The sequence below is a fragment of the Shewanella sp. 11B5 genome (assembly GCF_002836795.1).
Lineage (GTDB): Bacteria > Pseudomonadota > Gammaproteobacteria > Enterobacterales > Shewanellaceae > Shewanella > Shewanella frigidimarina.
Genome location: NZ_PJAP01000868.1, coordinates 1 through 3475 on the forward strand (window position 1 = coordinate 1; position 3475 = coordinate 3475).

General features: G+C 40.3%; 3 protein-coding genes. 1 reads left to right on the plus strand and 2 read right to left on the minus strand.

The window, feature by feature from the left end; translation table 11 throughout:
• The coding region (gene recD / locus CXF78_RS17395) for an exodeoxyribonuclease V subunit alpha (protein WP_102037465.1) at positions 1-1639 on the plus strand (1639 nt) is incomplete at its 5' end.
• A gap of 273 nt (positions 1640-1912) precedes the next feature.
• On the opposite strand, the gene CXF78_RS17400 is transcribed toward recD, so the two are convergent.
• Positions 1913-2224, minus strand: a complete 312-nt coding sequence (locus tag CXF78_RS17400; RefSeq protein ID WP_145991542.1) for a hypothetical protein — start codon at positions 2222-2224, stop codon at positions 1913-1915.
• A 340-nt stretch (positions 2225-2564) separates the two neighbouring features.
• A complete protein-coding gene (locus tag CXF78_RS17405) occupies positions 2565-2900 on the minus strand; it encodes a hypothetical protein (protein WP_102037467.1) in 336 nt (111 codons plus the stop codon).
• Positions 2901-3475 lie beyond the last annotated feature (575 nt).

Sequence of the window (3475 nt, forward strand, 5' to 3'; positions counted from 1 at the left end):
TAAGTTGACCCAATTAGCCAATCAACAAATTGAAATCGAGCTAGCTAACAGTAATCTGCCGCAACTCATTGAATGTTTATTTACCGCAGAAGACAGCAATAGCAGCCCGTTTAACTGGCAAAAAATTGCCACTGCCACAGCGTTGGCAAAAGCATTAGCGGTGATCACCGGCGGCCCAGGAACCGGTAAAACCACCACAGTAACCAAGCTATTATTGTTACTGTTAACCCAATCGCCGCTAACAATCCGTTTAGTCGCGCCTACAGGTAAAGCTGCAGCAAGGCTGAGTGAGTCGATCAAGGCGTCTAAACATCGTTTACTGCAACAACTCACCCAAGTCAGCGACCCAGCAGTGGCGAAAGTATTAATCGATTCGCTAAAACAAATACCAGAAGATGCCTCAACATTGCATCGACTATTGGGGGTTATCCCAAACTCGTACCAATTTAGGCATCATCAGGATAATCCGTTGCGCTTAGACTTACTGGTGGTCGATGAAGCATCGATGGTCGACTTACCCATGATGTACAAATTACTCAGCGCCCTACCGTCTCATGGTCGCTTAATATTGTTAGGCGACCAAGATCAACTCGCATCAGTAGAAGCTGGCGCAGTGCTGGCAGATATTTGTGTTGGCTTAAAACAAGCCAACCCGCAACAGGCATCACCATGGTCAATGCGTTACAGCGCAGCACAGGCAAAGCTCATTGAGCAATTAACCCAACAAGATGTCAGTCAGTTTATTCATCAACAACCTAAAATTGGTGACAGTTTGTGTATGTTGATGCACAGCCATCGTTTTAAAGGCGATGCCGGTATTGGGTTATTAGCCAATGCAGTTAATCAATCAAATGTGCATGCGATTCGTCAAGTGTGGAAAGATAATCATGCCGAATTGAATTGGTTTGAACATCAGCATAATGCCCAGGGAGATAACACAGGTAAACAAGCGTTATTGGCATTATCGGTAAACGCTTATGGTGAGTACCTTAATTTGGTACAAGAAAATCAGCAAAGGATAAATCAACAGGCCATTATCGATCAAGCGGATCGACAAGACTGCGCCATAACACTGCCGCATTCTGAACAAACCATCATCGACAGCTTTAACCAATATCGAGTCTTGTGTGCCATGCGGGCAGGTGAATTTGGGGTTGAGGGCATGAACATCGCCATCACCGACAGCCTTAAACACGCCAAACTGATTAATCCTCAAAATGAGTTCTATTTAGGCCGACCAATCATTATTCAAAGTAACGATTACAACTTAGGCTTATTTAATGGCGACATTGGTTTAATCTTGCAAGACAGCACTAAGCCAAGTCGCTTAATGGCCCACTTTGTTATGGCCGATGGCAGCCTGCTTAAAGTATTACCCGCACGCTTACCAAGCCACGACACGTGCTACGCCATGACAGTACATAAAAGCCAAGGCAGCGAGTTTGATAAAGTCAGCTTTGTATTGCCGCATAAACCCAGCTCCGCCCAATGGCAGCTACTCAGTAAAGAACTGCTTTACACCGCCATCACCCGCGCCAAAAATCATTTTTATTGTTTAGGCACTAGCATGATATTTGAAAAAGCCAGCAAACAAGCCACATCGCGAGCTTCGGGTTTAGCGTGGAGATTGTGGGGGTGATTGAGTGGCTTATTGTAGAGCTGATTACAGAGATAGTAGTGAGCGCTATTTCAGGGTAAGCAAGTGCTCAATAACAAACAGATAATGACGACATAATATTGATGAACACGGGAAACTCATAGTGCCGATGATTAAGCGAGACGCGGCAAGCACCTCCATGTGAGCTTAGCCAAAACATCCATGTTTTGGATACTCGCTAACTCATCGGCCTCTATCGTTTTATTATCTTCGATGTGGCTTTTTGTGACTAACTTAGGTAATTTGTTATGCACCTTACAAGCTAGTGTAGCTATCATTAACTTCAACGTTGATATACCTCTGCTGATTATCCAATACAATTGAAATAGTAATAGCTTGTAAGCTTGAGCTTTTACCTCGAATTATTCCCTGAAATCTATTGGTATATTTGTCATAAGTGAAAGGGATATTTTGGGCGTTAAGATAATTCTCAATAGCTTTAGCATCATCTCCAACTTTCAAGCTTTGAACAATATTTCTCTCAACCTGTTCCGAAGTTGATTCAGCTTTTTGTCCACATCCAAATAAAGAAGCGATAAAGAATAAGACGATGTAATAATTACGCAAAACTTGAGCCTCTCTTTGGCACATAACGTTTCAGCATTTGTGCGATGCGCACTTTGCATGCCGCAAACAGCTTGGTAGACTTGCCCTATGCCGAGTCAAGGTTAATTGATAAGTTTTATACTAAAGGAGTTTTCTTTTTTGATATCGGCTCTGGGCTGAAGAGCAATTTTTAATTGATTACAAGGCTTGATGATTTGTACGTATTTCATTGAAATCCCCTTGCCATTGTGGTGTTCCATCACATCTTTTCTAAGTCTAGTTGATTCAATAACTGTAGTTCAATCTATTGAAGTATCATTTTGCTCCGCGCAACAGCTTAGTTCAACACCAAATTATGTTGCTAGTTTGAAGAAACATACATAACCCAGGAACCAAGAGCAAAAATACTGCCAGAAATGGTTAGTATTGAACAAATTTTAGCTAAAACTGACCATGTTTTGTTCCCTTGATATGTACTCGCAGACTTCCAGACAGCAATACTAATCAAGATAAAATAAACAGACTTTAAACAATCTCCGATAATTAGCGACTCTACCGTTGTTAATTTTGAAACAATTAAACTAATAATTACACTTATTAAAACGAATCCAGCCCAAAAGACATCAACTAATCTAAACCCACCGGAAAATAGTTTTTTAACAATATTTTGTTTTTCTTCTAATGCAATATCATTCATTTAGCATCTTCCTTTTGCAACTAGGCAAAACTATGTCACTCATTTTTATGGTTAATTAACATAACTGCTTTTAGCTTTGATTGCGATAGTCCTCTGCACTATTTAAATATATAAATCCAAGTAAAACAATCAACAAACTGAGCGTTATATGGAAAATGATGAGCAATACGGTAGATTTAAATCAGCACTCGCGGCTTGATATCAATCAAGCTGGAAATCAGATGACTGTTTGGATGTTAGTTTTAGAGATTATTAAGTACACAACCAACGTTAGTAGTTTGATAAGCCTTGTTGTCACTTTAGCTCTAGGTGCCCACTACAAACCAAGCATTATGAAAGGTGATGAACTTCCCACGAGAATAGACATATATAGAGAAGTGCCTAGACATAAAGTCAAAGCACCAAATTGTGCTCGCTTGAGCTTATTCTTGAATCTCATTTGGATTCCTCATCCTTGAGTTGGCTATAAATAATCCTAAATACATAACGCCGCCAGTTGCGGCCGCTTAAGCTATTGATTAATATCACCATAAACTTTATATATGATTGATATAAAATAACATTTCCCCACCCAC